The 26,940-nt window shown below is 73.0% G+C and carries 26 protein-coding genes and 1 tRNA gene; 11 read left to right on the top strand and 16 right to left on the bottom strand.

The window, feature by feature from the left end; all coding sequences use genetic code 11:
• Positions 1 to 522: 522 nt before the first annotated feature.
• The gene (locus ACFFF6_RS14435) at positions 523 to 1,518 is read left to right on the top strand and encodes a cation diffusion facilitator family transporter (protein WP_376981930.1); all 996 of its coding nucleotides are present in this window, start codon (positions 523 to 525) and stop codon (positions 1,516 to 1,518) included.
• 74 nt (positions 1,519 to 1,592) lie between these two features.
• Positions 1,593 to 2,603 (top strand): LLM class flavin-dependent oxidoreductase, encoded by a 1,011-nt coding sequence (locus tag ACFFF6_RS14430; protein ID WP_376981928.1) that lies wholly within the window; start codon positions 1,593 to 1,595, stop codon positions 2,601 to 2,603.
• Between the two features lie 25 nt (positions 2,604 to 2,628).
• On the opposite strand, the gene ACFFF6_RS14425 is transcribed toward ACFFF6_RS14430, so the two are convergent.
• Complete coding sequence (locus tag ACFFF6_RS14425) at positions 2,629 to 3,447, bottom strand: endonuclease/exonuclease/phosphatase family protein (RefSeq protein ID WP_376981926.1); 819 nt, start codon at positions 3,445 to 3,447, stop codon at positions 2,629 to 2,631.
• 136 nt (positions 3,448 to 3,583) lie between these two features.
• Positions 3,584 to 4,426, bottom strand: a complete 843-nt coding sequence (locus ACFFF6_RS14420) for a sugar phosphate isomerase/epimerase family protein (protein WP_376981924.1) — start codon at positions 4,424 to 4,426, stop codon at positions 3,584 to 3,586.
• A 370-nt stretch (positions 4,427 to 4,796) separates the two neighbouring features.
• Here ACFFF6_RS14420 and ACFFF6_RS14415 point away from each other — a divergent pair, with 370 nt between their 5' ends.
• Entirely contained in the window at positions 4,797 to 5,750 is a 954-nt protein-coding gene (locus tag ACFFF6_RS14415) for a putative endonuclease domain-containing protein (RefSeq protein WP_376981922.1), read from the top strand.
• 264 nt (positions 5,751 to 6,014) lie between these two features.
• On the opposite strand, the gene groL is transcribed toward ACFFF6_RS14415, so the two are convergent.
• The 3 genes from groL to ACFFF6_RS14400 all read right to left on the bottom strand — a co-directional run bounded on the left by groL (position 6,015) and on the right by ACFFF6_RS14400 (position 8,977).
• Positions 6,015 to 7,652, bottom strand: coding sequence for a chaperonin GroEL (gene groL, locus ACFFF6_RS14410; RefSeq protein WP_376981920.1), 1,638 nt, complete (start codon positions 7,650 to 7,652; stop codon positions 6,015 to 6,017).
• 332 nt (positions 7,653 to 7,984) lie between these two features.
• The gene (locus ACFFF6_RS14405; protein WP_376981918.1) at positions 7,985 to 8,566 is read right to left on the bottom strand and encodes a LytR C-terminal domain-containing protein; all 582 of its coding nucleotides are present in this window, start codon (positions 8,564 to 8,566) and stop codon (positions 7,985 to 7,987) included.
• A gap of 102 nt (positions 8,567 to 8,668) precedes the next feature.
• Positions 8,669 to 8,977: a DUF3263 domain-containing protein gene (locus ACFFF6_RS14400; RefSeq protein ID WP_376981916.1), complete on the bottom strand. Its 309-nt coding sequence runs from the start codon at positions 8,975 to 8,977 to the stop codon at positions 8,669 to 8,671.
• 75 nt (positions 8,978 to 9,052) lie between these two features.
• On the opposite strand from ACFFF6_RS14400, the gene ACFFF6_RS14395 reads away from it, so the two are divergent.
• Positions 9,053 to 9,730 (top strand): uracil-DNA glycosylase, encoded by a 678-nt coding sequence (locus tag ACFFF6_RS14395; RefSeq protein WP_376981914.1) that lies wholly within the window; start codon positions 9,053 to 9,055, stop codon positions 9,728 to 9,730.
• Positions 9,731 to 9,751: 21 nt separating this feature from the next.
• Here the strand turns inward: ACFFF6_RS14395 and ACFFF6_RS14390 are convergent, their stop codons facing one another.
• A complete protein-coding gene (locus ACFFF6_RS14390) occupies positions 9,752 to 11,266 on the bottom strand; it encodes a multicopper oxidase family protein (RefSeq protein WP_376981912.1) in 1,515 nt (504 codons plus the stop codon).
• Complete coding sequence (locus ACFFF6_RS14385; RefSeq protein WP_376981910.1) at positions 11,263 to 11,658, bottom strand: hypothetical protein; 396 nt, start codon at positions 11,656 to 11,658, stop codon at positions 11,263 to 11,265. Before ACFFF6_RS14385 ends, ACFFF6_RS14390 begins: the two co-directional genes overlap by 4 nt.
• Positions 11,659 to 11,787: 129 nt before the next feature.
• Here ACFFF6_RS14385 and ACFFF6_RS14380 point away from each other — a divergent pair, with 129 nt between their 5' ends.
• Positions 11,788 to 12,933: a sensor histidine kinase gene (locus ACFFF6_RS14380; protein ID WP_376981908.1), complete on the top strand. Its 1,146-nt coding sequence runs from the start codon at positions 11,788 to 11,790 to the stop codon at positions 12,931 to 12,933.
• Positions 12,930 to 13,676, top strand: coding sequence for a response regulator (locus tag ACFFF6_RS14375; RefSeq protein WP_376981906.1), 747 nt, complete (start codon positions 12,930 to 12,932; stop codon positions 13,674 to 13,676). Before ACFFF6_RS14380 ends, ACFFF6_RS14375 begins: the two co-directional genes overlap by 4 nt.
• Here the strand turns inward: ACFFF6_RS14375 and ACFFF6_RS14370 are convergent.
• Entirely contained in the window at positions 13,646 to 14,680 is a 1,035-nt protein-coding gene (locus ACFFF6_RS14370) for a siderophore-interacting protein (protein WP_376981904.1), read from the bottom strand. The genes ACFFF6_RS14375 and ACFFF6_RS14370 overlap by 31 nt on opposite strands.
• A gap of 266 nt (positions 14,681 to 14,946) precedes the next feature.
• Between ACFFF6_RS14370 and ACFFF6_RS14365 the strand changes: the two genes are divergently transcribed.
• On the top strand, positions 14,947 to 15,519 hold the full coding sequence (locus ACFFF6_RS14365; RefSeq protein ID WP_376981902.1) for a hypothetical protein: 573 nt from the start codon (positions 14,947 to 14,949) through the stop codon (positions 15,517 to 15,519).
• Here ACFFF6_RS14365 and ACFFF6_RS14360 read toward each other — a convergent pair.
• Positions 15,491 to 16,123: a TetR/AcrR family transcriptional regulator gene (locus ACFFF6_RS14360; protein WP_376981900.1), complete on the bottom strand. Its 633-nt coding sequence runs from the start codon at positions 16,121 to 16,123 to the stop codon at positions 15,491 to 15,493. The two genes, ACFFF6_RS14365 and ACFFF6_RS14360, sit on opposite strands and share 29 nt — an antisense overlap.
• A gap of 67 nt (positions 16,124 to 16,190) precedes the next feature.
• Between ACFFF6_RS14360 and kleA the strand changes: the two genes are divergently transcribed.
• Positions 16,191 to 16,949 carry a stable inheritance protein KleA gene (gene kleA / locus ACFFF6_RS14355; protein ID WP_376981898.1) on the top strand — a complete coding sequence of 253 codons (759 nt, stop codon included), beginning with the start codon at positions 16,191 to 16,193 and terminating at the stop codon, positions 16,947 to 16,949.
• Positions 16,946 to 17,995: an AF_0692 family protein gene (locus tag ACFFF6_RS14350; RefSeq protein ID WP_376981896.1), complete on the top strand. Its 1,050-nt coding sequence runs from the start codon at positions 16,946 to 16,948 to the stop codon at positions 17,993 to 17,995. Before kleA ends, ACFFF6_RS14350 begins: the two co-directional genes overlap by 4 nt.
• Here ACFFF6_RS14350 and ACFFF6_RS14345 read toward each other — a convergent pair.
• The 5 genes from ACFFF6_RS14345 to ACFFF6_RS14325 all read right to left on the bottom strand — a co-directional run bounded on the left by ACFFF6_RS14345 (position 17,943) and on the right by ACFFF6_RS14325 (position 22,708).
• Positions 17,943 to 18,713 (bottom strand): ABC transporter permease, encoded by a 771-nt coding sequence (locus tag ACFFF6_RS14345; protein WP_376981894.1) that lies wholly within the window; start codon positions 18,711 to 18,713, stop codon positions 17,943 to 17,945. The genes ACFFF6_RS14350 and ACFFF6_RS14345 overlap by 53 nt on opposite strands.
• 253 nt (positions 18,714 to 18,966) lie before the next feature.
• A tRNA-Thr gene (locus ACFFF6_RS14340) sits at positions 18,967 to 19,038 on the bottom strand.
• A 157-nt stretch (positions 19,039 to 19,195) separates the two neighbouring features.
• Positions 19,196 to 19,753: a hypothetical protein gene (locus ACFFF6_RS14335; protein WP_376981892.1), complete on the bottom strand. Its 558-nt coding sequence runs from the start codon at positions 19,751 to 19,753 to the stop codon at positions 19,196 to 19,198.
• A 30-nt stretch (positions 19,754 to 19,783) separates the two neighbouring features.
• The gene (locus tag ACFFF6_RS14330; protein ID WP_376981890.1) at positions 19,784 to 20,584 is read right to left on the bottom strand and encodes a DsbA family protein; all 801 of its coding nucleotides are present in this window, start codon (positions 20,582 to 20,584) and stop codon (positions 19,784 to 19,786) included.
• A gap of 114 nt (positions 20,585 to 20,698) precedes the next feature.
• A complete protein-coding gene (locus ACFFF6_RS14325; protein WP_376981888.1) occupies positions 20,699 to 22,708 on the bottom strand; it encodes a serine/threonine-protein kinase in 2,010 nt (669 codons plus the stop codon).
• A gap of 190 nt (positions 22,709 to 22,898) precedes the next feature.
• Between ACFFF6_RS14325 and ACFFF6_RS14320 the strand changes: the two genes are divergently transcribed.
• The gene (locus ACFFF6_RS14320) at positions 22,899 to 23,576 is read left to right on the top strand and encodes an AIM24 family protein (protein WP_376981886.1); all 678 of its coding nucleotides are present in this window, start codon (positions 22,899 to 22,901) and stop codon (positions 23,574 to 23,576) included.
• Between the two features lie 161 nt (positions 23,577 to 23,737).
• Positions 23,738 to 25,189: an FAD-dependent oxidoreductase gene (locus tag ACFFF6_RS14315; protein WP_376981884.1), complete on the top strand. Its 1,452-nt coding sequence runs from the start codon at positions 23,738 to 23,740 to the stop codon at positions 25,187 to 25,189.
• Positions 25,190 to 25,294: 105 nt separating this feature from the next.
• Here the strand turns inward: ACFFF6_RS14315 and ACFFF6_RS14310 are convergent, their stop codons facing one another.
• Together ACFFF6_RS14310 and ACFFF6_RS14305 are read right to left on the bottom strand one after the other, a co-directional pair.
• The gene (locus ACFFF6_RS14310; protein ID WP_376981882.1) at positions 25,295 to 26,506 is read right to left on the bottom strand and encodes a pyridoxal phosphate-dependent aminotransferase; all 1,212 of its coding nucleotides are present in this window, start codon (positions 26,504 to 26,506) and stop codon (positions 25,295 to 25,297) included.
• A gap of 78 nt (positions 26,507 to 26,584) precedes the next feature.
• The gene (locus ACFFF6_RS14305) at positions 26,585 to 26,812 is read right to left on the bottom strand and encodes a DivIVA domain-containing protein (protein WP_376981880.1); all 228 of its coding nucleotides are present in this window, start codon (positions 26,810 to 26,812) and stop codon (positions 26,585 to 26,587) included.
• Between the last annotated feature and the right edge of the window lie 128 nt (positions 26,813 to 26,940).

The raw sequence follows: 26,940 nt of genomic DNA, 5'->3' as shown, positions 1-26,940 counted from the left end.
TCCGCAGGGTCAGGTGGGCGGATCCGGTTCACAGGCGTGACGTTCTGAACCGGATCCGCCCACCCGTCCGCGGCGTGAGGGAGAGAGGGCGGCGCGGCAGGCGGCCGCGGCCAGGGCGGCGGCCGCTCCGGCGGGTCCCGCTCGGGCTCGGGCCGGGGGACCACCAGCTACTCGACGAGCACCCCCGGTGCCGGCGGCTCCCACGGGCTGGCCTCCTTCTCCTCGGGGCGCCGCGGGCGCTGATCCTCCGCCGCCCTCGCTCCCCCGCCCCGTCCGCACACCGTCCCTCGCGCCGCCCTCTCTCCCTCACGCCGCGGACGGGTGGGCGGATCCGGTTCAGAACGTCACGCCTGTGAACCGGATCCGCCCACCTGACCCTGCGGATCGGCGGGGCCGGGGCGGAACGGCGGGGCGGGCCGGTGGCGGCGTCGCGTGCGGTCGGCCTCAGTCGCGGGTCCCCGCGGGGATCGCGCCGGTACGCTGGTCCGGCGCATCCGGCCCGCGGTGCGCAGAGAGGCACCGATGAGCACTCCGCCGGCGAGCGTCCCCGAACGCCCGGTCGACCTGACCCGCTTCGCATGGCTGTCGATCGCCACCGCGATCGCGACGATCGCGCTGAAGACGGGCGCCTGGGCGATGACCGGCTCGGTGGGCCTCCTGTCCGATGCGGCCGAGTCGACGGTGAACCTCGTCGCCGCCGTGGTCGCCCTGATCGCGCTCAAGATCGCGGCCCAGGGGGCGACGCAGCGCTACCTGTACGGGCGGGCGAAGGCGGAGTACTTCTCCGCCGCGGTCGAGGGCGCGATGATCTTCGTGGCCGCCGCGGTGATCATCGTCACCGCGGCCGAGCGCTTCGTGAACCCGCGGCCGCTCGAGAACGTGGGCGTGGGCCTGCTCGTATCGGTCGTCGCCTCGGTGCTCAACGGAGCCATGGCCGTCGTCCTGATCCGCGCCGGGCGCCGCTACCGCTCAATCACGCTGCGCGCCGACGGGAAGCATCTGCTGACCGATGTGTGGACCTCGATCGGCGTGCTGGTGGGCGTCGGCCTGGTCGCGCTCACCGGCTGGGACCGGCTGGACGCCGTGGTCGCCTTCGCCGTCGGCGTGAACATCATCGTCACCGGGGTGGGCCTCGTGAGCGAGTCGGTCTCCGGGCTGCTGGACAAGGCCCTGCCCGAGGAGGACAACGCCGTGATCACGGCCATCCTGCGCCGCCGGGTGGCGGAGTCCGCCAGCCGCGGTGCGGCCGGCATGGTCGCCTTCCACGGGCTGCAGACCCGGGAGGCGGGCCGTGAGCGCTTCATGAACGTGGACGTGCTCGTGCCCGACGACTGGAGCGTCAAGCGGGGCCACGACTACGTCGAGGAGCTGATCGAGGAGCTCGAGGCGGCGCTTCCGGATCTGCGGGTGCTCACGCATCTGGAGCCGATCTCCGATCCCGCCTCCTACGAGGACATCCCCGCGGCGCACATCCCGATCCACGGGGACGACCGCGACACGAGCCGCCCCCCGCGCTGATTCCCGCAGCGGCCGTGGGAACCGCCACCTCCCTCGCGCCCCCATCGGGGCGCGGGCGCGCGTAGCGTCGGAGGATGACCACGCCACATGTCCCGCTGTCCGTGCTCGACCTCGTCCCGATCTCCGAGGGCATGACCACGCCGCAGGCGATCGCCGCGTCGATGGACGGCGCCCGGGCCGCGGACCGGCTCGGCTTCGCCCGGTACTGGTTCGCCGAGCACCACAACACCGTCTCCCTCGCCTCGAGCGCGACGAGCCTGCTCATCGACCGAGCCGCCTCGCTCACGCATCGCATCCGCGTCGGATCCGGCGGGATCATGCTGCCCAACCATGCGCCGCTGTCGGTGATCGAGCAGTTCGGGACCCTGGTGCAGTTCCACGGGGACCGCATCGACCTGGGCCTGGGGCGCGCGCCGGGCACCGATCAGATCACGGCGCAGCTGCTGGCCCGCACCTCCGCGGAGCCGAGCGCCTTCCTGGCCGCCGTCGCCCAGATGCGCGACTGGTCGCGGACCGAGCAGGCCGCGGGACTGCGGGTCGCGGCGCCCGTCGCGGAGGGCACCGAGGTGCCGATGTGGATCCTCGGCTCGACCGTGAACGGGGCGAGCCTCGCCGCCCAGCTCGGCCTGCCCTTCGCGGTCGCCTCGCACTTCGCGCCCTTCCAGCATCTGCAGGCGCTGGAGGTGTACCGCCGCGAGTTCGACGCCGCCGCGGACACCGCGCAGGTCGAGGTCCCGCACACGATGGTCGGGGTGAACGTCGTCGTCGCCGAGACCGATGAGGAGGCACGGCGCCAGTACTCGACCCTGCAGCAGATGTTCCTCGGCGTCATGACCGGGCAGCGTGCGAAGCTGCAGCCGCCCCGCCCGGCCGCGGAGATCGCGCCCATGCATCTGCTCGACCAGGTCGACTCGACCCTGGCGGTCCGGGCCGTCGGCTCGCCGGAGAGCGTGGTCGCCCAGCTCGAGGCGATCGTCGCGAGCACCGGGGCCGACGAGCTCATCCTCACCGGCTACCACTTCGATCCCGCCGACCGCCTGCGCTCCCTCGAGCTCCTCGCGGACGCCTGGGGGCTGCCCGCATGAGGCGGCGCGACCTTGCGGCCTCCGGTCAGGACGCGGCGGGCCGGAGGATCGCACCGACGGCGACGTGGTCGCTGGGGGCGCGACCGTCGACCCGGTGGGCGTGCGCCGCATAGGCCTCCACCGCGAGGCCCCGCGTGAGGATCCAGTCGATCCTCTCCCCGCCGGCGACCGCGGGCCCGTAGTCGGGGAAGGTGCCCACGTCCTCGCCCTCGATCCGGTCGGCGGCGTCGTGGGCATCGGCGAGCCCGGCCTCGGTGAGGACCCTCCACGGGATGCTGTCCCCGCCGGTCGCGTTGAAGTCGCCGACCAGGACGATCGGCGCGCCGTCGGCGGCCTCGAGCAGGGTGCGCGCGATGAGCCGTGACCCCTCCTCGCGGGCCGCCTGCCCGGCGTGGTCGATGTGGGTGACGGCGAGGATGAGCTCGGCCTCGGCGACGCGGTCGCGCACGCGCGCCCAGACCAGCACGCGCGGGCAGTGGGCGTCCCAGCCCGTGGACCCCTCCAGGCGGGGCTGCTCGGAGATCCAGATCTGGTCCCAGTCGAGGATCTCGAAACGGTCGCGCCGCAGGTAGAGGAGGTTGTGCTCGCCGCGCCCGCCGCCCTCGCGGCCGATGCCGAGCCGCGCGTGCGTCGCCCCGAGCGCGGCGTCGAGCACGGGGATCTGCTGCGCGAGCACCTCCTGGGTGCCCAGCACATCCGGGTCGGCACGGGAGAGCAGATCCGCGAGCACGGGCGCGCGGTCCCCCCAGTGGTCGGCTTCGCCGGGGCGCGTGTCCACGCTCGCGTAGCGGATGTTCTGGGTGAGCACATGCAGGGACGGATGGTCGGGGGTGCGGAGGATCATGCTCCCATCCTGTCCCGCCCGCCCGCACGACGGGGACTGCGACGCGCGCCCGATCAGACGGTATCTTCTGCCCGATCGACCGCGCGCCCCCACCTCAGAACGCGCGCCCCTGCCGTCCCGGCGACCGCGCGCCCGATCAGACGGTGAACCGTCCGATGCGCTCGGACACGTCGGCGAGGACGTCGTCGACGGGCTTCTCGGCGAGCTCCTTCATGAACGGCTCGACCTTGACCGGGCCGGTGTAGCCGGCCGCCGCGATCGCGTCCGCGAAGCCCTCCAGGTCGATGACCCCGGTGGCGTAGGGAAGGCGCCGGTCGAGGTCCTGCTGCTCATCACGCTCGCGGTCGGAGCGGGCGTCGTTGATGTCCACGGAGACGATGTCCGCATCGGTGAGCCCGGCGAGGTCGTCGGCGCTCTCCCCCGCGGTGTACCAGTGGTAGCTGTCCAGGATCAGGCCCACGTTGCTCGCCCCGGACTCCGCGATCAGCTCGCGCGCCTCCCGGATCCCGTGGATGAAGGGGAAGCGCTCGGTGGACCAGAACGTCTTGGGGCCGATGTACTCCAGGCCCAGGCGGATCCCGGCATCGGCCAGGAGCTCCGCGACGATGGACAGACGAGACAGGTGCAGGCGCCAGTTCTGGCGATGGTCGAGGTCCTCATGCATCGGACGAACCCAGGTGCCCATCCGGTCCACGCCGGCGGCGCGGGCGAGGGCGAGGGTCGCGGGCAGCTCGACGAGCGCGGTGCGGAAGGCCTCCGCCGGGCCGTCCAGCGGCACGGGAAGCCCGGCGATGCCCCAGGCGAGGCCCTTCTCGCGGACGGCGGCGGCATGCTCGGCGATCGCGGCGTCGCCGCCGAGGGAGGCGAAGTGGGCGAGGTCCGGGTCCACACCGCCGAAGCCGTGCTTCACGGCGAGGTCGACGGCAGTGGGATGGTCCAGGGAGAGGCCGAGGGCACCGGCGGAGAGGTTCGAGAACATGCCCGCGAGCATACGTCCGATCTCTTCCCGCGCCGACCCCCTCTGCCCGATTCGTCCGACTCCCGCGCCTCTCCCCCATCCCGCGTCCCCCTATCCCCCGCTTCGGTCCCTGCCCCTGCGACGCACGCGCCGGAATCCGACCCCGATTCCGACCCCCACGTCACACAACACCCCCGCCCCCGAGCACGCCGCTAGACCCTGCGACGCACGCGCCGGAATCCGACCCCGATTCCGACCCCCACGTCGCACATCCCCCGGGCACATCCCCCGCGTCCCGCGCCCGCGGCGCCATCGGACCCGGGATCTCGGGCTGACCTGCACGATGTGGATAACTCCGGGCTTCGATCCCGGCAGGGGTGAGCATGGGGTCGTGCCCCGTCGACCCGCACCGCTCCCGGAGGAGCTCCTCTGGCCCGTGCTGACCCGCACGGAGCTGCTCGCCGCAGGCGTTCCGCCCCATCGTCTCCGGCGCGGCGATCTGTCCCGGCTCCGCGAGGGCCTCTACGCGCGCAGCGACGGAACGATCACCGACCTCGACATCGCGGCCGCGCTGGTCCGCGAGGACCCGGATCTGGTGCTGATGGGAGCGAGCGTCGCCCGGCTGATCGACGCTCCGCTCCCCACCCGTCTCGAGACATGGCGGATGGGGACGCCCGTGCACCTGGTGGCTCCGACGCCCGGCCGTCGTCGTCGCTCGGACCAGATCGTGCGCTACCACGCGAGGGTGCTGCCGGCCTCGGCCCGATGGATCCACCGCCCTCCGGCTCCCGCGACGTCCATCCCCGTCACGAGCCCGGCGCGCACCTGGCGGGACCTCGCAGGGGACCTCTCGCACGCGGAGCTGGTGAGCTTCGGCGATCACCTGGTGCGGGTGCCCCGTCCCGGACTCGAGGGCCGGAGCAGCCCGTGGTCGACGCCCCCGGAGCTCCGCGAGCAGTGCACGGGCCGGGACGGGGCACGGCTCCTCGCCGCATGGGAGGAGGTCCGGATCGGCGCCGACTCCCCGATGGAGACGCGTCTGCGACGGGCCTTCCTCGCGGCAGGGCTCCCGGAGCCGGTCTTGAACCAGCCTCTCATCGGCATCGACGGGGAGATCCTGCACTCTCCGGACTTCCAGTGGCCCGCGTGGAGAGTCTGCGGCGAGTACGACGGCCGCACCCATGCGGAGCCGAAGCAGGTGGAGCGCGATATCGACCGTGCGCTGCGCGTCGGGGCCGCCGGCTGGGAGGAGCTGCGGTTCGCCGCACGCGATGCGGCCTCAGGATGCCGCCGCGCGGTCCGTCGCACCCGCGATGCCCTCACGGCCCGCGGCTGGACGGGATGAGCGCCCCGTCCTCGCCGGCCCCCGCTCTCCTCGCCCGGTCCCTGCGACACACGCGCCGGATTCCGGCCCTGATTCCGGCGCCCACGTCGCACGGCACGTCCGAGCACACACGGCCCGGGAGACCCAGCGACACACATACCGGATTCCGACCCCGACTCCGGCATCCACGTCGCATGCCCCCGCAGACACGGACGGTCCCGACCCTCTGACGAGGATCGGGACCGTCCGGTGTGCGCGGGGAGCGCGATCAGCCGTGAGGCTGGATCACATCATGCCGCCCATTCCGCCCATGCCGCCCATGTCGTCGCCGCCGCCGGCCGGGGCCTTGGGCTCCGGCTTGTCGGCCACGACGGCCTCGGTGGTCAGGAACAGGCCCGCGATGGACGCGGCGTTCAGCAGCGCGGAGCGGGTGACCTTGACCGGGTCCAGGACGCCCGCGGCGAGCAGGTCCTCGTACACGCCGGTCGCGGCGTTGAGGCCCTGGCCGATCGGCAGGCCCTTGACCTTCTCCGCGACGACGCCGCCCTCGAGGCCGGCGTTGACGGCGATCTGCTTGAGAGGAGCCTCGATGGCGACCTTGACGATGTTCGCGCCGGTCGCCTCGTCGCCCTCGAGCGAGAGGGAGCCGAAGGTGTCCGCACCGGCCTGGAGCAGAGCCACGCCGCCGCCGGCGACGATGCCCTCCTCGACGGCCGCCTTGGCGTTGCGCACGGCGTCCTCGATGCGGTGCTTGCGCTCCTTGAGCTCGACCTCGGTCGCGGCGCCGGCCTTGATGACGGCCACGCCGCCGGCCAGCTTCGCCAGACGCTCCTGGAGCTTCTCGCGGTCGTAGTCCGAGTCGGAGTTCTCGATCTCCGCGCGGATCTGCTTGACGCGACCGGCGATGCGCTCGGCGTCGCCGGAGCCCTCGACGATGGTGGTCTCGTCCTTGGTGACGACGACCTTGCGCGCCTGGCCCAGCAGCTCGAGGCCCGCGGTCTCGAGCTTGAGGCCGACCTCCTCGGAGATGACCTGACCGCCGGTGAGGATCGCCATGTCCTCGAGCATCGCCTTGCGACGGTCGCCGAAGCCGGGGGCCTTGACGGCCACGGACTTGAAGGAGCCCTTGAGCTTGTTGACGACGAGGACCGCGAGGGCCTCGCCCTCGACGTCCTCGGCGATGATCGCGAGCGGCTTGCCGGCCTGGATGACCTTCTCCAGCAGCGGCAGCAGATCCTTGACCGAGGAGATCTTGGAGTTCATCAGGAGGATGTACGGGTCCTCGAGGACCGCCTCCTGGCGCTCCGCATCCGTCACGAAGTACGGCGAGGTGAAGCCCTTGTCGAAACGCATGCCCTCGGTGAGCTCCAGCTCGAGGCCCATGGTGTTGGACTCCTCGACCGTGATCACGCCCTCCTTGCCGACCTTGTCGAGCGCCTCGGCGATGAGCTCGCCGATCGCCGGGTCGGCCGCGGAGATGGCGGCGGTGTTCGCGATCTGCTCCTTGGTCTCGATCTCCTTGGCCTGCGCGAGCAGGGTCTCGGAGACCGCGGCCACGGCCTTGTCGATGCCGCGCTTGAGCGCGATCGGGTTGGCGCCGGCGGCGACGTTGCGCAGGCCCTCCTTGACCAGGGCCTGGGCCAGCACGGTGGCGGTGGTGGTGCCGTCGCCCGCGATGTCGTCGGTCTTCTTGGCGACCTCCTTGACGAGCTCCGCACCGATCTTCTCGTACGGGTCGTCGAGCTCGATCTCCTTGGCGATGGACACGCCGTCGTTGGTGATCGTGGGGGCGCCCCAGGACTTCTCGAGGACGACGTTGCGGCCCTTGGGGCCGAGGGTGACCTTGACGGCGTCGGCGAGCTGGTTCATACCCCGCTCGAGGCCGCGACGGGCCTCCTCGTCGTAAGCGATGAGCTTGGCCATTGTGGAATCTCTCCCGTGTCTGTGGTGTCCACCCGGCCCAGTGCCCGCGACGGACGGCGACCCGCGCGCCGTTCCTGTCACGACGCGCCGGACTCCTCACGGGGCCGGAATGCTCAGCCGTCGGGTCGCTGCGCCAGGACGCCGGGGCGCCTGTCACTCGCGACCGACGAGTGCCAGATCATCATAAGCACTCGGGGCCTGTGAGTGCTAACCCCCGGTGAGAATTGCGCCCGGGGCGGACGGCGCGCGCCCGGGACAACAGCGCGCCCCGGCTCGGAAGCCGGGGCGCGCATCGGCTCCGGGCCCGCCGGGGCCCGGGAGGGGTCAGCAGCTCATCCGTCCTCGCCGGAGCCGGGCTCCGTCACGGCGACGAAGGTGATGGCGTTGTCGTACTCGTCGCTCTGGCGGGCCTCGCCCGCGCCGACCTCCTGCGCGAGCGCCTGCGCGGTCGCGGCATCGGCCTCGTCGCGGTAGAAGACGACGGCCTCCTCCTGCTGGCTGTCCGCGGTCGCCACATCGACGGAGGTCCATCCCGCGCCCTCGAGGGTGTCGCGCCAGGCGCCGGCCATGCCGTTGATGCCGCCGGCGTTGATGACCACGACGGGGCGCGCGCGATCGGGTTCGGCGGCGGGCTCCTCCGCGGCGCTCGAGCTCTCCTCCGCCGGCGGGGTCGTCTCCGTGGCCGCGGCGGTCGTGGTGGGCGCATCGGCCCGATCGCCGCCGCCGTCCCTGCCCATGCCGACGATCGAGAACAGCAGCACCAGCAGCACGAGGAAGGCTGCGGCGATGACGATCAGATAGACGAGGTTCTGCCGCCAGAACGGGTGCTCGGCGCGATGCGCCCCGTAGAGGGACGCCGTCGCCGCCTCCCGGTCGAACTCGTCCGGTGGGTAGGGGTACTCGGAATCAGCCACGGCCCCATTAAACCCGCTGCACCTGTTCGCGGCGATGAGCACACGCCCCCGGAGAGCATCCGGGAGACGAAGCTCGCCTCGGGCCGGGGCCCGCGGGAGGGCTCAGGCGGCGTGCGCAGGGCCCGGCAGGCCGGGCCGCTCCTCGCGGTCACGGGTCCGCAGGGAGCGCAGCCGGTTCACGAGCGCGGGCGCCTCGGCGAGCGCCGCGGGGTCCGAGAGCAGGGCGTTGAGCCGGACGAAGTACGCGGTCGGCGTCATGCCGAGCTCCTCCCGGATGCGCCGCTCCTTCGCCCCCACGTACCGGTAGGTGCGGGCCTCGAGGGCGAGGATCCGCCGATCGCGCTCGCTCAGCCGCGCAGGGCCCCGGGCGGGGGGCTCGGCGTCGACGTGCGGGGCGGTGGAGGCGGACATGGCTCCAGCGTAGGCGCGCACTCGCGCTCGCCTGCGGCGACGCGCCGGTGAGGCTCTCCGTGGGAGACTTGCGCCATGCCTCTCCCTCTCGCGCAGACGATCGCGGCCGACTGGGCCGAAGCCCTCTCCCCCGTCGAGGAGCGGATCCACGGGATCGGAGACTTCCTGCGCGCCGAGGCCGCAGCCGGCCGGGGCTACCTGCCCGCAGGGGCGAACGTGCTGCGCGCCTTCACCCGGCCGATGTCCGAGGTGCGCGTGCTCATCGTCGGACAGGATCCGTACCCGACGCCCGGGCATGCGATCGGGCTGTCCTTCGCGACCTCGGCCGATGTCCGCCCGCTGCCGCGCAGCCTCGCCAACATCTACCAGGAGATGCAGGCGGACCTGGGGATCGCCCCCGCGGCGCACGGCGATCTGAGCCGCTGGCAGGACCAGGGCGTGCTGCTGCTGAACAGGGTGCTCACGGTGCAGCCGGGGCAGGCCGGATCGCATCGGCGGCGGGGCTGGGAGGAGGTCACCGAACGCGCGATCCGTGCGCTCGTCGCGCGCGGAGGGCCGCTCGTGGCGATCCTGTGGGGCCGCGACGCCCAGTCGCTGGTGCCGATGCTGGGGCAGGTCCCGTACATCTCGAGCCCGCATCCCAGCCCGCTGTCCGCCTCGCGCGGCTTCTTCGGCTCGCGCCCGTTCTCCCAGGCCAACGCCCTGCTGGAGGCGCAGGGCGCCCGCGGCATCGACTGGCGCGTCGACGGGTGACGCCGGCGCCCGTTCCTCCGCTCAGGAGCGGTGCGCGCCTGGGCCGGGGGCGGCGACCAGGTGCTCCTGGCCCGGCTCGATCACCACGAACTGGCCCATCATCCCGCCGTCCTCGTGCAGCAGCATGTGGCAGTGGTGCATGTACGGCATATGCGGATCGGCGTAGCGCTCGAAGCGGAGGACCAGACGGTAACGGCGTCGCGGCTCGAGGTAGAAGGTGTCCTTGGGTCCGGCGAGCTCGGGCGGCGGAGCGGCACCGTCGATGTCCAGGAGCCGCATCTGCACGTCATGGACGTGGAAGCTGTGCGGCACCGCCTCGCCGTTCGTGACCTCCCAGATCTCGGTGGTGCCGAGGTGGACGACCTCGTCGATGCGGGACATGTCCATCCGCCGCCCGTTGATGGTGCGGCCCTCGAGGACGAAGCCTCGGCTGCGGACGGCCTCCGCAGGGTCGGGCAGGCGCCTCTGCCTCGCCTGCCAGACGGGCTCCGGGGCGGGCTCGAGACGGGGCGCGGCGCGCAGCTCGAGGATGTCGCACTCGTCGTGGGCGCCGGTGGTCGCGGGCACGGCAACCGCTCCGAGGTCGGTGCGCAGGCCGCGCAGGCGCACGGTCTCGCCGGGGTCGAGGGCGAGGAGGACCTCGGCCCGCTCCCCCGGGGCGAGGCGCAGGCTCGTCAGCTCGATCGGCTCGTCCAGCAGTCCGCCGTCGCTCGCGATCATCGTCAGGGCCCGCCCGTCCGCGAGCCCCAGGGTGAGGGTGCGCGCGGTGGCTCCGTTCAGGATCCGCAGCCTCAGCAGGGCGGAGCGGACCTCGAGGTAGGCGCCGATCATCCCGTTGACCATGATCGTGTCGCCCAGCATCCCCGGTTCGGCGCCGTCGTCGCGCAGCACGAGCTGCCCGTCCGCGTCGAGGCTGCGGTCCTGGATGATCAGCGGCACGTCGTCGGCCCCGTACTCGCGGGGCAGGACCGCCTCCTCGCTGCGGTCATCCTCCAGGAGGACGAGGCCCGCCAGCCCCCGATGCACATGCCTCTCGGTCCCGCCGTGCGGATGGGGGTGATACCAGAGGGTCGCGGCCTCCTGGTCGACCTGCCAGCGCGGGGTCCAGGTCGCGCCGGGGGCGATGCTCTGGTGGGGACCGCCGTCCATCGCCGCGGGCAGGTGCATGCCGTGCCAGTGCACGCTCGTGGGTTCGGGGAGCCGGTTCGTCACCGCGATCTCGACGTCCTCGCCGCGGCGCAGCCGCAGGGTCGGGCCCAGGAAGGGCCCGGAGAATCCCCAGGTGCGGGTGGGGCCGGGCATGCCGGGCAGCTGGATGCTGCCCTCCTGAGCCGTGAGGGCGATCCGGCGGACGCCGCGCTCCGTCGTGGAAGGCGCGAGCGGCGGGATCGGCAGCGGGGTCCGGACGGGCACGTCCGTGACCGCGGTCGTGCTCAGCGAGGAGCAGCCGGGCAGCGTCGCAGCGCCGAGGACGGCGACGGGGATCAGCGCGGATCGCCCCAGGAGGGCCCGGCGCGGGAGGCGGCGCAGGCTCATCGGCCCTCCTGTCGCGGGCGGCGCCTCGCGGGGAGGAGACGCTGGAGCCCGAGCGCGAGCAGACCGGCGATCGCTCCCCACAGCGCATCGGTGCCGAGGGCGACCAGGTGCGCCCACCAGGGCGGTCCGCCGCCCAGCGCGGCGGCGACCACGAGCTGGACCGCGCCGCCGAGCACGCCGACGAGGGCGAGCACCAGGACGGGACGGGGCACGCGCGCGAGGCCCACGGACAGGATCCAGGTCAGGCCGATCACGCCCAGGAGCACGAGGGAGCGCGCCGCACCGGCGCCCATCCCCAGCAGGGCGGTCAGGGGCCACAGCAGGGTCATGCTCGCCAGGCCGGCGATGAGAGCCCATGGAAGGGCGGGAGGGGTGGTCTGCGGCTGAGTCATGCTCCGAGCCTCGCGTCCGCCGCCCCGCCGGCGCATCGGCTCCCGGGCGTCGCCGCGATCGCTCCCGGGCGAGCGGCCGATCGCCTCGGGGCGATCGCGTCCGTCCGCGCCCGCCCCTACGCTGGGCCCATGTCTCCTCTGCGTGCGTCAGCGCCTGTCACCGAGCGTCTGGCCGACGCCGGTCTCGGCCTCGCGCTCGCGCTCGTGCTCGCCGTGGTCGTCGCCGCCGGATCCCCGCACCGGAGCACGGGCGCGGTCATCGCGGCGCTGCTGGCCTGCACGGGGCTGGGCGCGCTGCTGCTGGCGCGCCGGCATGCCCCCGTGGCGGTCCTGCTCGTGACGGTGGCGGGCATCTTCGCCTACTACATCGCGGATCTCCCTCCGCTGGGCATGGTCCTTCCGGCGACGGGGGCGCTGTTCTCCGCCGCGGAGCAGGGCAGGACCCGCTGGGCGATGGGAGCGGCGCTGGGCCTGCTCGCGGTCGCCTCCTACTTCCGCCTCGCCGTCCCGGATCCGGCCGATGTCGTCTCGGGCTACGGCTACGTCTCCGAGCTCGCGCTCGCCGCGGCGGCGATCGCGCTGGGTGCCGTGGTGCGTCTGGCGCGCGAGGCGCGCTCGCGGGAGGCGGCGGATCGCGTCCGTGCGGAGCGGCTGCAGATCGCCCGGGACCTGCATGACAGCATCGGGCATGCCCTCGCCGTGTCGTCCCTGCATGCGGGGGTGGCCTCGGACGCGCTGTCCGGCTCCGCCGCACCGCCGGCCACGCGGGAGGCGCTCGAGCAGGTGCGGGCCTCGACGTCCCTCGCCCTGGCGGAGCTGCGCAGCACCGTGCGGGTGCTGCGCGGGACCGCCGAGACCGGACCCGAGCCGCCGTCGCTCCAGAGGGTGGTCGACGATGCCCGGGCAGCGGGTCTGCAGATCGCCGTCCGACCCTCCGGGCTGCTCGCCGAGGGGGCCGGGGCGCTTCCCGGAGGGCTGGACGTGACCGTGCGACGCCTCGTGCAGGAGTCGCTGACCAATGTGCTGCGCCATGCGCGGGCGAGCCGGGTGCTGATCGAGCTGGCCCCCGACGCCGAGGGCCTGGTCCTGCGCATCTGCGACGACGGGGCGGGCCGCCCCTCCGCCCGCGCGGACGAGGGGCGGGCAGGGGCCGGGATCGTCGGCATGCGGGAACGCGTCGCACTGCTCGGCGGCGTGCTCGAGGCGCGGCCCGGCCCCGACGGCTTCGTGGTCGAGGCGCGGCTCCCGCGTCCGGCGGACGGAGCGGGCCGATGAGCGGCGCGGAGCAGCACGGCGCGGGATACCGCGTCCCGGGGCCGATCACGGTCGTGATCGTCGACGACCAGGCCCTCGTGCGGACCGGCCTGCGGACCCTCGCCGAGCACGAGGGCGACATCGCGGTGGTCGGCGAGGCGGCCGACGGGCGGGCAGGAGCGGCCCAGGTGCGGGCGCTGCGGCCGGACCTGGTGCTCATGGATCTGCGGATGCCCGGCCTCGACGGCCTCGACGCGACCCGGGAGATCCTCGCCGATCCCCGATGCGCCGGCTCCCGGGTGCTGATCCTCACCACGTTCGACGAGGACGAGCACGTCCATGCCGCGCTGCGGGCGGGGGCGGCCGGCTATCTGCTCAAGGACGTGTCGCCGCAGGACCTGCGGGCGGCGATCCGCACGGTCGCGCACGGCGACTCGCTGCTGTCCCCCGCCGTCACCGCGACCGTCATGCGGGCCGCGGCTCGCGGAGCCGTGGCGGCGGACCCGTCCGCCCTGGACGGGATGGGCGAGCGGGAGCGGGAGATCCTCCGCCTGGTGGGGCTCGGGATGACGAACGACGAGATCGCCGCCCAGCTGCATCTGAGCCCCGCGACGGCCCGCACCTACGTGAGCCGGCTCCTGGCGAGCACCGGAGCGCGGGACCGTCCCGCGCTGGTGGTGCTCGCCTACGAGACGGGTCTGGTCCGGCCCGGTCAGGGGGCGGGGACCCCGCCTCAGCCCTCCGCGCGGCCGATGCGCCAGTAGCCCATGAAGGCGACCTGGCGGCGGTTGACCCCGACCTCCTGGACGAGATAGCGGCGGATCCCGGTGACGGCGCCGGCCTCGCCGGCGATCCAGGCGGAGAAGTCCGGGCCGAGGCCCGTCCCGGCCTCGGCGAGGGCGGTGCGCGTCGGCTGCGCCGCACCCCCTGATCCTTCTCCGGCGACGGCATCGGCCGCGGCGGCGGCTCCGGCCGGGGTCTCCCACAGGATGCCGTGCTCGATGTCGACCTCCTCGAGCGCGACCTCCGCGGATGCCGCAGCGGGGCGCAGCAGCGCCCGCACCTCGGCGTCGAGCCTCTGTCCCTGCGCGGCATCCTCGCGCACCAGCCAGCGCACCTCGATGCCGGTGGGGGCGGTGAGGTCGAGGACATCGGCCGCGTGCGGGACCTCGAGCAGGGCGCGTCCCCGGGCGTCGGCCGGCAGCGCCTCGAGGATGGAGGCGATGGCGGGGACGGCGGTCTCGTCGCCGATCAGCAGCAGGTCGTCGGTGGAGCGGGGACGGAACTCGATGCCGCCGTTCGGGCCGGTCGCCTCGCGGTCGGGGCCGAGGATGTGGATGCGGTCACCGATCCGGGCCTCTCGGGCCCAGCGCTCCGCGGGGCCGAGGGGCTCGAGCTCCGGCGCGGTGTGCAGGACGATGTCGACGACGAGCTCACGGGCATCCTCGTCCCAGGCGCGGACGGTATAGGTGCGCATGGCGCCGCGCTCTGCCGGGTCGATCTGCAGCCAGGTCCGGTACCAGGAGGCGCCGTCGTCCTCGGACCGGTCGAGCAGGGCGGGGAGGTCATAGCGGTGCGCGATGCCGGAGCGGAGGTCCGCCAGGGAGGCGGCGGGCAGCAGCAGCTTGATCCGGAGGTCCAGGGGAGGCCCGTCGATGCCGAACCGTTCGAGGCCCGGGCCGCCGAAGACGACGCGGCGGAAGCTCGGGGAGAGGTCCTCGATGCGGAGGACCTCGGCATCGTGGCAGGCGATCGTACGAGCAGGCACAGGATTCCTTCCGGGGACGGGCCCGCGATGCGCGGGTGCCCCCATCCTGGGCACCTCCCCGGGGCCCGTCCAGACCTCATGGCGAAGAAGTAAGGCAAGCCTCACTTCTGTGACGCGTCGCATGGCCCGGCTCGCCCGTCGTCGAGCCGGGAGCTCGCCGGTCCACAGCCCTCACCCTCGCCCTGTCAGGCGCGCTGTGGCATTCTCGGGGATGCGCCGTCCGTCGCGGACGGCCGTCGTCCTGTCGCCGATCCCCGGAGTCCCGTGTGAGCCAGCCGCCGCCCGCCCCCGACCAGCACGCGCCCGCGGGCGGCTCCCGCCGGATCTGGGTCTGGGCCGGCTGCCTGTTCATGGTCGCGCTGCTGCTGGTCGCGATCGGGCTGGGGGTGCGCTACTTCCTCTCCCCCGAGAACGACAGCTACCAGCGCTCGACGGACGTGAGCGGTTCGGCGGAGCCGGCGGACGGTGGCGAGGAGACCGCGGACCCGGCCTCCCCCGCCCCCGAGGATGCCCTGGATCTGACCGCCTTCGTCACCCCGAGCGGCAACATCGCCTGCACGATCGACGGCGGCACGGTGGGCTGCACGGTGCAGGAACAGCGCTATCCGGACGATGTCGCCTGCGAGGACGGCCCGTTCTCCGTCCGCATCGCCGATGGCGCGGTCGAGCGGGCCTGCGGCGAGGACTTCACGACCGAGGACGCCGAGGAGCTCGGGTACGGCTCGACGACGGCCGCGGGGAGCATCGCCTGCGAGAGCACATCCGACGCCCTGACCTGCTGGGACACCCGCACCGGTCACGGCGTGACGCTCAGTCGCGCCTCGTACGAGGAGTTCTGAGCACGCCCGGTCCCCCAGGCCCGTCCAGCAGCGCATCGAGCTGCTCGTGGAGCAGCGGGAGGTCCTCGGCAGCACGCGCGTAGCCGCCGGCGACGCCGGCCGCGAGACCCTCGGAGAGCATCATCATCCAGGCGGCGAGCCTGTCCGCGGGAACGTCGGTGCGGATCTCCGCGGCGGCCTGCGCCCTCCCGAGCAGCATCAGGAGTCCCTGCCGAGTGGTCTCCTGGTCCGCGTCGAGAGCGGCGACGACGGCGGCCCGGGCGGTCATCGCCCCGACGGCGAGGATGAAGCCGGCGGCGCGGGGATCGGCCAGGTCCTCCGCGATGCGATCGGCATAGGCGTGCAGCGCCGCCCGGGGCGAGGGGGCGTCGCGCTGCCCGGCGAAGAACTCCCGCAGCTCCTGCGTGCCCAGCTCCAGGATCGCGAGGACCAGCGCGTCCTTGGTCGGGAAGTGATGGAAGAAGGTCCCCGAGCCGATCCCCGCGAGGGAGCAGATCTGCGCCGTCGTCGCACCCGGCCCGTGCTCGGCGAAGGCGGTCAGCCCCGCGTCGATGATCTGCAGACGCCGTGCGCGGCGAAGGGCGGGGTCGACGGGGCGGGCCATGGCCCCAGTCTAGTTCGTAGAGCGTCCACTCTGCTAATGTGGGATCCCCTGTCCGAGGAGGCCCCAGATGTCCGCTGCCGGGACGACCGTCGTCCGCCGCCATGCCGGGATCGGCATCGCGGCATGGATCGTGCTGCCGCTGCTCGGCGCGGCCGCCGGACTGCTGCTCTCGCGGCTGCCGGGCTGGCTGACGCTGCTTCCCGCCTGGGTCTTCGCGCTCCCCTTCACCCCGGACAGGGACCAGCTGCTCACGCTCGCGGCCGCGATCGGGGCACCGGGCGTCCTCGTGCTCATGATCGGCGGGGCCGTCGCCGGAGGGATCCTCGCCCTGCTCGACTCCGCGGAGACCATCAGCCTGCGCATCGGCCCGGATGCGCTGCTCGTCCTCTCGGGGGACGACGAGATCGCCCGCAGTGCGATCGGCGAGGTCGACTGCGCGTTCCTCGAGACTGTCGAGAAGAAGGTGCTGGTGATCCAGACCCGTGACGGCGGGGAGCTGTTCCGCGGTCCGGTCGAGCTCGCGGCCGGCGCGGTGCGGGACGGGCTCGCGGCGCACGGCATCAGCTGGGCGGAGGAGGATCCGCACGAGGCCCGCTTCCAGCGCTGGGTCGACGGGATGCCGGGCCTGTCGGAGCACGCGCAGGCGGTCCTGCGCGAACGTCGGCGCGTCCTGGAGAAGAAGGACCAGGGGGACGAGGAGCGGAAGCAGGCCGAAGCGCTCCGGGGCGAGGCCGCACGCCTCGGCGTCGTGCTGCGGGACCGCCGCGGCGTCCAGCAGTGGCGACCCGGCGGGAGCCCGCGCCCGGACACGGGCGCAGCCGCATGAGCACCGCCCCGCATCGCGCAGGTCGCCGTACCGCGTGGCTGCCGGTGCTGGGCCTGATCCTGCTGTCCCCCGTCTGCGCCGAGTACCTGATCGGCTACGACACGACGATCGGAGATCCGGTCGCGCTGCTGGCGGGCCTGGTGATCCTGGGCCCCTTGTACGGGGCTCCCGCGGTCCTGCTGCGAGAGGTCGCCCGGCGACTCGGCGGCGGCTGGCCGACGGTGCTGCTCCTGGCCTGCGCCGCCGGACTGATCCAGGCAGGGCTGATCGACCAGAGCCTGTTCTCGCTGACGTTCTCCGCAGAGGACCCGGCGTGGGCGCAGGCGCAGGGAGCGACGCCGATCCCGGGCACCGGGGTGGATGCGGACCAGCTGCTGTCGTTCGTGGGCGGTCACGTGATCTGGAGCTTCGCCGCGCCGATCGCCGTCGTCGAAGCGCTGAGCGGGCCCCGCCGGTCCGAGCCGTGGCTGGGACCGGGAGGTCTCGCTCTGCTCGTGCCCGCCTACCTCGTCGCGGCCGCCGTGGTCCACGACGGCGAGGCCGAGGGCGCCGCGCCGGCGCAGCTCGTGGCGACCGCGCTGCTGGTGATCGGGCTCGGGACGGCGGCGGTCGGGTGGGCGCGGCGGAGCCTTCGCCGCTCGAGATCGGCGACGCCGGACCCTCGGCAGGGACCGGCACCGCTCACGGTGCTCCTGGCGACAGGCGGCCTCCTGCTGGCGACGCAGCTGGCCTCGGGCGTGGGCGCCTGGATCGGCGTGGCCGTCGTCGCCGCGGCGCTCGTCGCGCTCGGGACGCTGCTGGCCCGGTGGAGCAGGCGTCGCAGCTGGGGTCCGCCGCACGTGCTCGCCGTCGCCGGCGCGGCCCTCCTGGTGCGGGCGGGGCTCTCCTTCCAGGTCGAGCCGCTGGGCGTCGTGGACCCGGCGATGAAGCTGTTCGCCAACGGCGCGATGCTCACCCTCAGCGTCCTGCTGCTCGTGCTCGCCGCGCGCCGGCTCAGCTCCCCGCCGGGACGGGAAGAGCCCTCATCCGGGACAGGGCCCGGGTGACGACGACCGCGGCGATGGCCTGGGCGAGCATGATCGCCCCGAGGACGACGAGCTGGAAGCGCGCCGCCTCGAGGGGGTCCGCACCGCCGAACAGGGCGCCGATGAAGGCTCCCGGCAGCGTGACCACCCCCGTGGAGCGGGTCTGGTCGAGGTTCGGGACCATCGCGTCCCGGACGGCCTCGCGGGCGACCTGCGCGAAGGCGATGGTCGAGGGCGCCCCGAGCGACCACCACGCCTCGATCTCCGGGCCGCGCAGCGCGGACTGCGCTCGGAACGAACGGCCCGCGAGCGTGCTCGCCGTCATCGCGTTGCCGATCACGATCCCGCCGATCGCGATGAGGTTCCGGGCGCTCATGTCGACCATCCCCAGGCCGAAGACGCCGGCGACGGCGACGAGCCCGCCCGCGCAGATGCCGGCGACGGCCGCGGAGCGGCCGCCGGGGAGGGAGGAGAGCCGACCTCCCGAGGTCGTCGACGCCATCATGAGCATGAACAGGAGCACCAGGACGACGGTCCAAGGCACGCTCAGCACACCCGACAGCACGAGGGAGGCCGCTCCCAGCTGCAGCACGGCCCGACCGATCGCGATCACGGGCTGCGCGCCGAAGGAGGTTCCGGCGAGCCGCAGCACGAGCATCACCGTCCCCACCATGAGCGCGAGGCCGAGCAGGGTGCGCAGCAGCAGCTCCGGGTCGACCGCGGCGAGGAAGGGGGTCACCGGGACACTCTAGATCCCTCGGCCGATGTTCATGCCGCACATCGTGCATCCGCCTCTCATGACCACCGGGAGGGGCATCGCAGATGCGGAGAACCCGCTCACGGGACGGACCAGCGCTGCGACCCTCGCCCGGGACGCGGCCCCGAGGACCTGCCCTGTGCAGGAAGTCCGCCGAACAGCGGCGCTCGGTGGCCGCGATTCCCGCTCGGACACGAGATGGGAGCCCCGAAGACGGGGCGAGAGACCAGATGAGAGCTGGAGACGGGAATCGAACCCGCAACCACCTGTTTACAAGACAGGTGCGCTACCGTTGCGCCACTCCAGCGGGAGAGCCGTTCGGGGAGGTCCCCGTCCGGCTCCGGAAAACAGCCTACCGCGGACGCGAAGTCTCCCGTATCGCTCCCCGCCGTCCCGAGGGGAGGACCGCGTCCCGTGCGGGATCCACGAACCGGCGGATGGCACCGCGCATCATCGTCGAGCGCTCACTCGACGAGAACCGCGCTCGTCCCGTTGCGGGTCTCCGACCACGTCGTCGGCCCTCCGAAGTGCAGGCCCATCGTCGTCTCGACGGAGATGGGCCCCGGCCGGGTCCCCACGAGCGCGAAGTCGAGAGACCCGCCCTGGCCCGACGGGCTCAGGTGGAACTCCCAGACCGCGGACGGGGTGTCCAGGGAACCCGGCTCCATGAGGTCCCACTGCGTCGTCGTGAGCCGTTCGATGGTGACGGGCTGGTCGAACTCGACGCGCAGCACGAGCACGCCCCCCGCAGGGGGCTGCGTGCCGGGAGGATTCGAGCGGAAGGACACCTGCGTCGAGTACTGCGCGCTCAGCCTGCCGGGCTCCGCATCCAGCCGCGTGTAGGTGCCCTGGGACTCGCTGGACCAGTAGTAGTCGGCCTCCTCGTTCGGGACGGGCCCGCCCTCGCTCGCGGCGAGAGCGGGAGCGGAGATCGCGATGCCCACGACGGGTGCCGCCCATGCGGCGCCGCGAAGCGCGGCGCGGCGGGACGGGTGGGAGACCGGGGGTTCAGCGGAGGTCACGGCGGAAGGATACCGCAGCCCTCCGCTGGCTCAGCCCTGCCCGCCGTCGGAGGCGGGGGCGGCGGCTCCGGCGGCCTCGAGGGCTGCCCTGAGGGCGCCCGGGGCGCTCCAGTCCTGGAACTGCTCGCCGTCGATCTCGACGTAGGGGGTGCCGCCGCCGTTCTCCGCCGCCCACGGGTCCACGACCTTGCGGACCCACGGCTGGTAGGTCTTCGCGGTCATGCACTCGCGCACCGCATCCGAGGCCCCGGCTTCCTGCGCGTAGGCGAAGATCTGGTCGTCGTCCAGGCCCGCCGACCCCTCCGCCGGCTGATTCGCGAACATGAGCTGCAGGAAGGGGATCGCATTGTCCGGGTTCTCGTCGTACACGCAGGCGAGCGCGTTCGCGCTGCGCGAGGAGTAGTCGCCGGTCGTGGACTGGGCATCCAGCAGCCGGCGCGGCACCAGGTGCAGGGTGATCTCGTCGTCGGCGACCATCTGCGCGACGTCTTCGCCGTTGATCTCCTCGAACTGGCCGCAGAACGGGCACATGAAGTCGAGGTGCACCTCGAGCACCGGCTTGCCCGAGTCATCCGGGGCCCCCAGCAGCAGGTGGGGCTGGTCCTGGGCGACGCCCTCCGGGGTCGCCACCGGTCCGTCGGGCTGCACGCTGCGGTAGATCACGTAGCCGAGCCCTCCCGCGAGCGCGACCGCGATGATCACGATGACGGTGATGACCAGGGTCCGCACGGACCGCTGCCGCTTGAGCTCGGCCTGCCGCTGCTTGCGCAGGGCTTCTCGCTGGGCCTCGCGGCGCTCCTGCGCCGACTTCGACGAACCGGACGTCGCCATGGATCCTCCTGGCCGCCGAGGGGCAGCGGTCTCGAAACAAGCAGTTTTCGCTGGGAGTGTAACGGCGGAACCTTCACGAACCCGGAGGCCGCGGGCCCGGGCCCCGGAGTCCTCTCAGCCCCGCCAGGGCAGGAGGTCGCCCAGCCGCCACTGGCCGAAGGGGAAGTAGTCGACCTCGCCGCCGCGCACGAGGATCGTCGCGCCCACCGCGATCCCGATCAGCAGCAGCAGGCCCAGCACGACCGCGCTCCACAGGCGGTCCGGGGCGGCCGCGTCGACCATCCGGTGGGCGCCGTCGCGGGTGGTGCGCGAGCCCAGGCCCACCCACACCAGCAGCAGCGTGATCGCGAAGGCGGTCGCGAAGAGGACGCCGTCGGGCAGGGTCGTGCCCGCGAGCGCGGCCGCGCCATCGACCGCGACCCCGATCAACAGCCCCAGGACCAGCGGGAAGATCCCCTGCAGTGCGATCTCGAGCAGCCCGGCCAGGAAGCGGAACGGGCCGGCGGTGCCGACGGCGATGCTGCTCCCGGCCCCCGTGGACCCGCGGGCGCGCCGTGTCTCGAGGGCCCGATGCGACCTCTCCCAGGTCCGCGCGGACGCCCCCAGCAGGAGCATCATCGCCAGAGCCATGTAGGGCGCGATCGCGGACAGCCCGATGAGGATCGCGTGGCCCGCCCAGACGAGGACCGATCGGCGCGGCGCGAGGGGCCGCTGCCACGGCTGGGGCACGATCTGCTGCGGGGCCAGCTGCTGGGCGTACGGCGCGGGCTGCGGGGACGGCTGCGGATAGGGGGACGGCTGCGGGGTCGCGGAGCGCTGCGGGTACGGGGACGGCGCGGGCACCGCCCCGGTCAGAGGCGGCGCCGGCTGTCCCGGGGCCGCCCGCACGATCGGCATGACCTGGGTGGGAGCGGGCTCCGGGACGGGAGGCAGCACCTGCGTGGCAGGCTCTGCGACCACGGGGATCAGCTCGGTCGCGTCCTCGGTCCGGGCGGGCGTCGCCGCACCGGGCGAGGCGAGGGCCGGCAGCACCGCGGTGGAGTCGGCGGATCCACGGGGGCCGATGCCGAGCGCCTCCGTCGGGGCCGGCGCGGCGCCGAGCAGCTCGGTCCGCTCCCCGGGCGCCCCGGCGGGCAGCACCTGGGTCCGCTCCCCGGGCGCCTCGGCGGGCAGCGCCTGGGTCCCTGCCGCGAGGAGCTCCGTCTCCCCCGGGTCGTCGTAGATGCTCAGGTCGAGCTCGTCGAGCCGGGCCAGCATCTCCGCGGGGTCGGGGCGGTCGGCGGTCTCGGCCTGCAGCGCGGCGCGCAGCCAGGCCGCGAGCTCGGTGGGGACGCCCTCGACGTCGAGCTCCCCGCGCTCGGCGCGCAGGAACACGAGGTCGGCGCGGCCCGTACCGAAGGGCGGCCTGCCCGTCGCGGCGAAGGCCAGCATCGCCGAGAGCGCCCACCAGTCCCCCGCCTTCCCGGAGTGGTTGGTGCGGACGACCTGCGGGTCGAGATAGCTCGCGGTGCCCATCACCAGGCCCGTCGAGGTCAGCCGCGACTCCTCGGCAGCCATCGCGATCCCGAAGTCGATGATGACCGGATCCAGGCCCGGTCCCTCGGGGTCGTAGCCGATCAGATCCTCGGCCTGCGCCCCGCGCAGCATGACGTTGGAGGGCTTGAGGTCGCGGTGGATGACCCCGGCCGCGTGGATCTCCTGCAGGGTCTCGCCGAGCACCAGCCCGATCTCCCGCACCGCCTCCGGGTGGAGACCGCCATGCTCGGTCGCCGCCTCCTCGAGGGTGGGCCCGGGGATGTACTCGGTGACGACGAAGGCGTCGGGCGAGTCGAGCTCGGCATCGAAGATCTTCACGATCGAGTCGCTGCGGACCCGCTGCTGCGCGGCGACCTCCCGGGCCAGGCGCTCGCGGGCCCGCGGATCGCCGGAGATGTCGTGGCGCAGCAGCTTGATGGCGACGGCGGCGCCGTCGGCGTCGTGGGCCCGGTAGACGATGCCCATCCCGCCGGAGCCGATCCGCTCATGGATCGTGTACCCGGACTCGGAGGCGAGCGCTGCCAGGCGCGGGTCCTGGAACGGAGCGCCTCGGGAGCCGTCTGCGCGGTCGGCTGCTGGATCGGACATGTCCGCCATGCTATCCACGCCCCGGCGTCGACCTGGCGATCGGCGGCGCTCGCGGGCTGACCTCCTCCGGACCTCCCCACACCGGACACGTCGCCCTGGGGACTTCTCCCCGTGGCTCCCCGCCCTCCGCCGTGGAATGATGCGGACGACTCCCCCGGGGACCCTCCCCGCATCACGAGAGGACACGCGCATGCGCAGCAACCTGTTCGACGCCTCCAACCACGAGCGCCAGACCACCGACCGCTGGACGCTCCAGTCCTCGAAGATGCTGCGCTGCTCGCTGCAGCCGCAGGCCCCGGAGATCATCTCCGCGCAGGGCGCCATGGTCGCCTACCAGGGCCAGATGGACTTCTCCTACCAGGGCTCGGGCGGGGGGATGAAGCTGCTGAAGAAGATGGCGACCGGTGAGGGCGGCAACATGATGCGCACCCGGGGCCACGGCGAGATCTTCTACGCGCGTGCCGCCGAGGAGATCTTCCTGCTGCAGCTCGAGGGCGATGCGATCACGCTGAACACCAAGAACATGCTCGCCTTCGACTCCTCGATCCAGTGGGACATCCGCTCGCTGGGCGGCGCGGGCTTCATGGCCGGCGGCCTGTTCAACCTGCTGCTGCAGGGTCACGGCATGGTCGCGGTGACCTCCGACGGTCCGCCCATGCTGCTGGACTGCTCGCAGCAGCCCACCTTCGTGGACCCGCAGGCGGCGGTGTGCTGGTCGGCGAACCTGCAGCCGCAGATCAAGAACGACTTCAAGATGGGCTCGCTGATCGGCCGCGGCTCCGGCGAGTCTTTCCAGCTGGGCTTCCACGGCCCGGGCTTCGTGGTGGTCCAGCCCTCCGAGGGCCGGCCCGTCGTCGCCGCAGGCTGACGGACCGCCCCGCACGGCCGGGGCCCTGCACCGAAGGTCCAGGTCGCAGGGCCCCGGCGGCGCCTGCGGCGATGTGAGGACCCCCACGCGACCCGGTCGGCCGCGATTATCGCGTATACGCTGGTTCGTAATTCATGTCCGGAGAAGAGACTCGAGGTCCGATGTCCCCCACCCAGCCGCTGCGCCTAGCCGTCGTCGGAGCCGGCCCCGCCGGCATCTACGCCGCCGAGACCCTCGCCCGCACCCCGCGCGTGAAGTCCGGCGAGCTGACCGTCCAGTGCGACATCTTCGACGCGATGCCGACGCCCTTCGGCCTGATCCGCTACGGCGTCGCCCCCGATCATCCGCGCATCAAGGGCATCATCACCGCCCTGCACCGGATCCTCGGACGCGGGGACATCCGTTTCATCGGCGATGTCGAGATCGGCACCGACCTGAGCTTCGAGGAGCTGCGCGAGCGCTACGACGCCGTCATCGTCGCGACCGGAGCCCTCAAGGACGCGCACCTGGACGTGCCGGGCGTCGACCTCGAGGGCTCCTTCGGCGCGGCGGACTTCGTCGCCTGGTACGACGGCAACCCGGACTACCCGCGCACCTGGCCGCTGACCGCGCAGCACGTCGCCATGATCGGCAACGGCAACGTCGCCCTGGACGCCGCCCGCATGCTCGTGAAGTCCGCCGACGAGCTGCTGCGCACCGAGATCCCCGCGAACGTGCATGCGGGCCTGCGGGACGCGGCGACCACGGACGTGCACGTCTTCGGACGGCGCGGACCGGCCCAGGCGAAGTTCTCGCCGCTGGAGACCCGCGAGCTCGCCCACCCCCACGGCGTGCAGATCGTCCTGGATCCGCGCGACTTCGAGCAGATCACCGAGGAGGAGTGGGAGGCGATCCGCGCGGACAAGCGCACCGACCAGATCGTCCAGACCTTCCTGGGCTGGCTCGAGGAGCAGCGACGCCGAGAGGCCGCCGGGGACGAGCCGACCGATGCCCACGGCGGCCCGGTGCGCCGGCGGCTCCACCTGCACTTCTGGCATCGGCCCGTCGAGATCCTCGGCGAGGACGGCCGCGTCGCCGGGATGCGCTTCGAGCGCACCGAGCTCGACGCGCAGGGGGTCCTGGTCGGCACCGGCGAGATGCTCGACTACGAGGTCGGGGCCGTGTACCGGGCGATCGGGTACTTCGGCTCCGAGGTCCCGGGCCTCCCCTACGACGAGCGCCGCGGCGTCATCACCAACGACGCAGGGCGTGTGGTCCGGGAGGGCGAGCCGATCCCAGGCGTCTACGCGAACGGCTGGATCAAGCGCGGCCCCGTGGGGCTGATCGGCGCGACCAAGTCCGATGCCGTCGAGACCATCGCCTGCCTGCTGGAGGACTACGACGCCGGCGCGCTCCCCGAGGCCCCGGACCGGGACGCCGACTCGATCCTCGCGCTGCTCGCGGCCAGGGGCGTCGAGTACACCACCTGGGACGGCTGGATGGGCCTGGACGCCCACGAGGTCGATCTGGGCGCCGCCGAGGTCGATGCCGAGGGCGCACCCCGCCCTCGCGTGAAGGTCGTCGACCGCGAGGAGATGGTCCGCGTGGCCCGGGAGGCCCAGTCCCGCGGCTGAGGGCGGCGAGGCCGGCGACGGCCCCGAGCACCCGCGACGTGAGCGTGGTGAGCCGAGCACCTGAGATCTCGGCTCGCCAGGCTCACGTCGCCTGGGCGGCGCCGCTCAGCGGCGGATGCCGGCGAGGAAGTCGGCGATGCGGTCGATCGCGTCCTCGAGCACCTCGACGCTCGGCAGCGTCACCAGGCGGAAGTGGTCCGGTTCCGGATAGTTGAAGCCCGTCCCCTGCGTGACGAGCAGCTTCTTGGCACGCAGCAGGTCGTAGGCGAACTGCTCGTCGTCCTCGATCCGGTACATCTCCCGGTCCAGCCTCGGGAACATGTACAGCGCGCCCTCCGCCTTCTGCACGCTCACGCCGGGGATGGCGCTGAGGCCCTCGTAGGCGGCGTCGCGCTGCTCGAGCAGACGCCCTCCAGGCAGGAGCAGCTCGGTGATGGACTGGTAGCCGCCGAGCGCGGTCGCGACCACGTGCTGGGCCGGGACGTTCGGGCACAGGCGCATGTTGGAGAGGACGTCGAGGCCCTCGATGAAGTTCTCGGCGTGGTCCTTGGGCCCGTACAGCGCCATCCACCCGGCGCGGAAGCCGGCGACCCGGTAGGCCTTGGACAGGCCGTTGAAGGTGATGGTCAGCAGGTCCGGGGCGAGGGAGCCGATGGGCGTGTGGGTCACGCCGTCGTAGGTGATCTTGTCGTAGATCTCGTCGGACAGGATCAGCAGGCCATGCTTGCGCGCGACCTCGATGATCTCCTTCAGCACCGACTCCGGGTAGACCGCTCCCGTGGGATTGTTCGGGTTGATGACGACGATCGCCTTGGTGCGCTCGGTGACCTTGTCCGCGATGTCCGTGACATCGGGCCACCAGTGGTTCTCCTCGTCGCAGCGGTAGTGCACGGCGGTGCCGCCGGCGAGGGAGACGGAGGCGGTCCACAGCGGGTAGTCGGGCATCGGGACGAGGACCTCGTCCCCGTTGTCCACGAGCGCCTGGCAGACCATCTGGATCAGCTCGGACACGCCGTTGCCGAGGTACACGTCCTCCAGCTCCATGCCCGGCATGCCGCGCACCTGGTAGTACTGCGCGACCGCGCGGCGCGCGGAGGGGATGCCCTTGGAGTCGGAGTAGCCCTGCGCGGTGGGGAGCTGGCGGATCATGTCGACGAGGATCTCGTCGGGCGCCTCGAAGCCGAAGGGCGCCGGGTTGCCGATGTTCAGCTTGATGACCTTGTGACCCTCGGCCTCCATGCGGGCTGCCTCGGCGGGGACCGGTCCTCGGATCTCATAGCAGACGTCGCGCAGCTTCGAGGACTGGTTGAGGATCATCGCGGCCTCCTGGCCTGGTCGGGAGCGGCCAGCATATCGCCGCCCCCCGGGCCTTCCGCGGGCCCTTCCGCGGCGTGGTCAGCCCTGCTCGAGGCGGGCGAGGATCTCGTCGATCCAGAGGTCGACCTCGTCCACGGAGTAGCCGGAGCGCAGGCGCGTGGTGGGGAACCGCGCATCGAGGGCCTCCTGGGCCGTCATCGGGGCGCGGCCCTCGAGAGCCGCGCGGACGCGGTCGACGAAGTCGTCCACCGCGGCCATGTCGTAGCCGGGGGCGAAGCGGACGGCGGTGAAGCGGGGATCTTCCATGGGGAACTCCTCGGAACGGGGGCGCGTCCACGCTATCGCGGAGCCGTCCGACATGTCCGTGCTGTGACCCACGTCGCTTCTCGGATTTACTTTCATGCTGTAATTTATTCGCAGCACCACTCCGCCCG

Source organism: Brachybacterium hainanense (genome assembly GCF_042434575.1).
Taxonomy (GTDB): domain Bacteria; phylum Actinomycetota; class Actinomycetes; order Actinomycetales; family Dermabacteraceae; genus Brachybacterium; species Brachybacterium hainanense.
This window is presented reverse-complemented; position numbering and strand designations above follow the sequence as displayed.

What these genes read in the sequence shown, in the direction of transcription:
- ACFFF6_RS14390 (WP_376981912.1), bottom strand. Translation starts at nt 11,266, where the DNA reads ATGAGCCTGCGCCGCCTCCCGCGCCGGGCCCTCCTGGGGCGATCCGCG.
- ACFFF6_RS14350 (WP_376981896.1), top strand. Translation starts at nt 16,946, where the DNA reads ATGAGCACCGCCCCGCATCGCGCAGGTCGCCGTACCGCGTGGCTGCCG.
- kleA (WP_376981898.1), top strand. Translation starts at nt 16,191, where the DNA reads ATGTCCGCTGCCGGGACGACCGTCGTCCGCCGCCATGCCGGGATCGGC.
- groL (WP_376981920.1), bottom strand. Translation starts at nt 7,652, where the DNA reads ATGGCCAAGCTCATCGCTTACGACGAGGAGGCCCGTCGCGGCCTCGAG.
- ACFFF6_RS14330 (WP_376981890.1), bottom strand. Translation starts at nt 20,584, where the DNA reads ATGGCGACGTCCGGTTCGTCGAAGTCGGCGCAGGAGCGCCGCGAGGCC.
- ACFFF6_RS14420 (WP_376981924.1), bottom strand. Translation starts at nt 4,426, where the DNA reads ATGTTCTCGAACCTCTCCGCCGGTGCCCTCGGCCTCTCCCTGGACCAT.
- ACFFF6_RS14325 (WP_376981888.1), bottom strand. Translation starts at nt 22,708, where the DNA reads ATGTCCGATCCAGCAGCCGACCGCGCAGACGGCTCCCGAGGCGCTCCG.
- ACFFF6_RS14380 (WP_376981908.1), top strand. Translation starts at nt 11,788, where the DNA reads ATGTCTCCTCTGCGTGCGTCAGCGCCTGTCACCGAGCGTCTGGCCGAC.
- ACFFF6_RS14375 (WP_376981906.1), top strand. Translation starts at nt 12,930, where the DNA reads ATGAGCGGCGCGGAGCAGCACGGCGCGGGATACCGCGTCCCGGGGCCG.
- ACFFF6_RS14310 (WP_376981882.1), bottom strand. Translation starts at nt 26,506, where the DNA reads ATGATCCTCAACCAGTCCTCGAAGCTGCGCGACGTCTGCTATGAGATC.
- ACFFF6_RS14360 (WP_376981900.1), bottom strand. Translation starts at nt 16,123, where the DNA reads ATGGCCCGCCCCGTCGACCCCGCCCTTCGCCGCGCACGGCGTCTGCAG.
- ACFFF6_RS14320 (WP_376981886.1), top strand. Translation starts at nt 22,899, where the DNA reads ATGCGCAGCAACCTGTTCGACGCCTCCAACCACGAGCGCCAGACCACC.
- ACFFF6_RS14385 (WP_376981910.1), bottom strand. Translation starts at nt 11,658, where the DNA reads ATGACTCAGCCGCAGACCACCCCTCCCGCCCTTCCATGGGCTCTCATC.
- ACFFF6_RS14435 (WP_376981930.1), top strand. Translation starts at nt 523, where the DNA reads ATGAGCACTCCGCCGGCGAGCGTCCCCGAACGCCCGGTCGACCTGACC.
- ACFFF6_RS14425 (WP_376981926.1), bottom strand. Translation starts at nt 3,447, where the DNA reads ATGATCCTCCGCACCCCCGACCATCCGTCCCTGCATGTGCTCACCCAG.
- ACFFF6_RS14430 (WP_376981928.1), top strand. Translation starts at nt 1,593, where the DNA reads ATGACCACGCCACATGTCCCGCTGTCCGTGCTCGACCTCGTCCCGATC.
- ACFFF6_RS14305 (WP_376981880.1), bottom strand. Translation starts at nt 26,812, where the DNA reads ATGGAAGATCCCCGCTTCACCGCCGTCCGCTTCGCCCCCGGCTACGAC.
- ACFFF6_RS14315 (WP_376981884.1), top strand. Translation starts at nt 23,738, where the DNA reads ATGTCCCCCACCCAGCCGCTGCGCCTAGCCGTCGTCGGAGCCGGCCCC.
- ACFFF6_RS14395 (WP_376981914.1), top strand. Translation starts at nt 9,053, where the DNA reads ATGCCTCTCCCTCTCGCGCAGACGATCGCGGCCGACTGGGCCGAAGCC.
- ACFFF6_RS14400 (WP_376981916.1), bottom strand. Translation starts at nt 8,977, where the DNA reads ATGTCCGCCTCCACCGCCCCGCACGTCGACGCCGAGCCCCCCGCCCGG.